The following is a 3401-nucleotide window of genomic DNA, read 5'->3' as shown; positions in this document are numbered from 1 at the left end:
CCACGGCGGCGGCGTCACGCAGGCGCGCGTGCCACCACGCCACCGTGCCCTCGCCCGGCACGCGCAGGTGGGTGCGGGTGATGCTGTTCGACCCGCGCCGCTCCGGGGGCGCCGGCCAGTCGAAGAAGGTGATGTCGCTGCCCGGGCTCGCCAGGCCATCCGCGTAGAACAGGTGATAGGCCGAGACGTCGTCCTGGTTCACGGTCTTCTTCACCAGCCGCAGGCCGAGCGTGCCGGTGTAGAACGCCACGTTCTCGGCCGCGCGGGCGGTCACCGCGGTGAGGTGATGGATGCCGGTGAGCTGCATGGCTTTTCGTGTGGGTCCCCGCTCCGAAGCGCCTCAGGTGGGGTTCGGGCGACGGCGTTGCGAGCGCAAAGCTGGATTGCAGTGGGCGTAAGGGGGTAGACTGCGATGCCCCACGCCTCTGGGAGACACCCGATGGCCGTCGCGTACGAGACCGACACCGTCCTGCCGCCGCTGCATCCCGGCGAGGTGCTGCGCGAGGACTTCCTGATTCCCCTCGGCCTGTCGGCCGGCACGGTGGCGCGGGCCTGCCGCGTCCCGCGAACCCGGATCGAGCGGATCGCCGCCGAGCAGATCGGAGTCTCGACCGACACGGCGCTGCGTCTTAGCCGCTATTTCGGCACGAGCGCAGAGTTCTGGCTCAACCTCCAGCGTCAGTACGAGGTGGAGACGCTGAGCCTCAGCATCGGGCCGGAGATCGCGCGGATCGCGCCGCTTGCCCCCGCGGCGGCCTGAACGTCGGAGCCCGACAGTCCGGCGCCTCTTCTGATCGATGCGCTTCGTCACGCAGCGTTACGACTTCCCCGCATCCGGCAAAGGCTTGCGGGCGGCGTGGCGAAACCGCTGCACCACGATTTCCTCGTCATCGGCAAAGTCATCGATGTGATAGGGGTAGGGCGTAAGGAAGACGCGGCGCACGCCCGAGAGCGAGGTCTTCCTTCCGGCGTGAGGATGATCCCGCACGACGGCCAGAACCGCCGTCAGCCGGGCCTCGACCTTGGCCGCGCCCTGAGGGGATTGCGCCGCGATGTAGGCCAAGGCGCGGTCGACCTGCTGCAGGGCGCGCCTTTGAAACCGCAGCTTCAAAGGCGGTATTTGGATAGGACCGCTTCGGCCTCGGCTTCAGTCGCGAAATCGCCGCGCGCCCTTTCGGCCTGCGCCTCGATCAGGTCGGCCTCTTCGTCCGGTGTCAGCGCGATCACCGCATCGTCCCGGCCCGCATAGGCGAGCACCATGCGGGCGATCTCGTCCTGCATCTCGGAGGACAGTGCGCGGGCGGTCTGCACCGCGCGATCCAGAAGCTCGGTCATGACCGCATTCTGCACCCGATCGCCGCCCGGAAAAAGCAGCTTCGACCGTCAGAGCCCGACCGGCCGGCCGGCGGCGACCACCAGCATCCGGCCATCCGCAAAAGTCCGGGCGGCGGCGCGGCGGATGTCGGCCTGGGTCACGGCCGAGACCAGGGCGTTGCGGCGGGCGATGTAGTCCATGCCCAATTCCTCGAAGGCGATCTGCACCAGCTGGTGGGCGATCTTGGTCGAGGTGTCGAAGCCGAGTGCGTAGGAGCCGGTGAGGTAGTCCTTGGCCTTCTGCAGCTCGTCGTCGTCGGGGCCATCCGTGATCAGCCGGCCGATCTCGTCGCCGATCACCGACAAAGCCTCGCCGACGCGCTCGTTCTTGGTGGCGGTGTAGCCCCAGGTCATCGCGGCCGAGCGGTGGCTGACCAGCGAGGTCCCGACCGAATAGGCCAGCCCGCGCTTCTCGCGCACCTCCTGGAACAACCGCGAGGTGAAGGCGCCGCCGCCCAGGATGTGGTTGAGGACGTAGGCCGGGATGAAGTCCGGGTCGCGCCAGGGCACGCCGGCCATGCCGAAGCGGATCACCGATTGCGGCACGTCGAGGTCCACGACGATGCGCTTGCCGAGTTCCTGCACCTCGGTGCGCGGCACCGCCTTCAGCGCCCCGGCCTCGGGCAGGGCCCCGAAGGCGCGGTTCAGGCCCTCGGCGAGCTGCTCGGTCCCGATGGCGCCCACCGCCGCGACCTTCACCCGGCCGCGCCCGATGATGCGGGCATGCATCTCCAAAAGGTCGTCCCGGGTGATGGTGGCGACGCTCTCGACCGTGCCCGAAGAGGGCCGGGCATAGGCGTGGCCGGCGAACGCCTCCTTGAAGAACCGGCGCGAGGCCAGCACGCCCGGATCGTTCTGCTGGTAGCGCAGGCCGGCGATCACCTGGCCGCGGACGCGCTCGATCGCGTCCGGGTCGAGACGGGGCTTGGCCAGCGCCAGGGCGAGGAGCGCGATGCCCTCGTCGGCGTGCTTGACCAGCATCTTGAGCGAGCCGCCGACCGCGTCGGGGCCGGCATGGAAGGACAACTCGATCGCCCGGGCGGCCAGCCGCTCCTGGAAGGCGTCGGAGGTGAGGTCGCCGGCGCCCTCGTCGAGGAGCCGGGCCAGCATCTGGGCGCAGCCGGCCTTGCCGGCGGGATCCTGGGCGGCGCCGCCCTCGAACGTGAAGGCCAGCGCGATCATCGGCACCACGGGGGATTCGACGTGCCACGCCTCGATGCCCGCCGCGGTGGTCACCGGCAGGGCCGTGGTGGGGGAATTCTCGGGGGCGGCGGTGTCGACAAAGGTCTCGGCGACGCTCATGGGAACCTCTTTTTCATCGTGTCACGGGCGGCGGAGCCGGTCGACGCTCACGGCCTGATGCAGGTCCCGACGGGGCCAAAAACCGCCCGCCGGGACGCGCCCGAAAGAACTATTCCGCCGCCATCGCGACCGGGGCGTCGGGGTCCTGAGCCTTGGTCAGGTAGCCGGTGACCGAGCGGGACGGGGTCAGCCAGCGCTCGGCGGCGGCCTTGAGGCGCTCCTGCGAGACCGCCTCGATGTCGGTCGGCCAGCGGCGGACCTCCTCGATGGTCTCGCCGATCGCCAGCGCGGAACCGTAGATCCGGGCGAGCGAGGACTGGCTGTCGGAGGAGTAGACGGTCTCGGCCACCAGCCGGGTCTTGGCCCGCTCGATCGCCTCGGCGCCGAGCGCCTCCGCGGGGGCGCGGCGCAGGATCTTGTCCACGGCCTCCTCCAGCGCCTCCAGGGAGACGCCCTCGGCCGGCACCGCGTAGACGGAGAACCGGGTCTCGTCGATCGCCGAGCCCATGTACCAGGCGCCGGCATTCACCGCGAGGCCGGTCTCCATGACCAGCTTGCGGTAGAGGTAGGAGGTCGAGCCGCCGCCCAGCACCTCGGCCAGCAGCTCGAGGTCGTGGCAGCCGCCGTCGCGGGCGGTGATGCAGGAGGGGGTCAGGTAGAGCCGCTGCAGGGTCGGCTGCTCGACCTTCGGGTCGGCCACCGCGACCCGGCGCAGGGCCTTGGGC

At 70.4% G+C, this 3401-nt stretch carries 6 protein-coding genes; 1 reads left to right on the top strand and 5 read right to left on the bottom strand.

Translation table 11 applies throughout. The features are described from left to right. Positions 1-307, bottom strand: a 307-nt coding sequence (locus FV228_RS24050; protein WP_187277886.1) for a VOC family protein, incomplete at its 3' end; no start/stop codon positions are given. 132 nt (positions 308-439) lie between these two features. Between FV228_RS24050 and FV228_RS24045 the strand changes: the two genes are divergently transcribed. Further along, on the top strand, positions 440-760 hold the full coding sequence (locus FV228_RS24045) for a HigA family addiction module antitoxin (protein ID WP_147856867.1): 321 nt from the start codon (positions 440-442) through the stop codon (positions 758-760). A gap of 57 nt (positions 761-817) precedes the next feature. Here FV228_RS24045 and FV228_RS24040 read toward each other — a convergent pair whose 3' ends face one another. The 4 genes from FV228_RS24040 to FV228_RS24025 all read right to left on the bottom strand — a co-directional run. Beyond that, a complete protein-coding gene (locus tag FV228_RS24040; protein ID WP_147856866.1) occupies positions 818-1111 on the bottom strand; it encodes a type II toxin-antitoxin system RelE/ParE family toxin in 294 nt (97 codons plus the stop codon). Further along, positions 1108-1335 (bottom strand): hypothetical protein, encoded by a 228-nt coding sequence (locus FV228_RS24035; RefSeq protein WP_147856865.1) that lies wholly within the window; start codon positions 1333-1335, stop codon positions 1108-1110. Before FV228_RS24035 ends, FV228_RS24040 begins: the two co-directional genes overlap by 4 nt. Before the next feature lie 48 nt (positions 1336-1383). After that, positions 1384-2676 carry a pitrilysin family protein gene (locus FV228_RS24030; protein WP_147856864.1) on the bottom strand — a complete coding sequence of 431 codons (1293 nt, stop codon included), beginning with the start codon at positions 2674-2676 and terminating at the stop codon, positions 1384-1386. 109 nt (positions 2677-2785) lie between these two features. Next, a partial coding sequence (locus FV228_RS24025) for an insulinase family protein (RefSeq protein WP_147856863.1) occupies positions 2786-3401 on the bottom strand: 616 nt, incomplete at its 5' end.

Source organism: Methylobacterium sp. WL18 (assembly GCF_008040015.1).
Taxonomy (GTDB): domain Bacteria; phylum Pseudomonadota; class Alphaproteobacteria; order Rhizobiales; family Beijerinckiaceae; genus Methylobacterium; species Methylobacterium mesophilicum.
The sequence above is the reverse complement of the archived record's forward strand: the minus strand, read 5'-3'. Positions and strand labels throughout refer to the sequence as shown.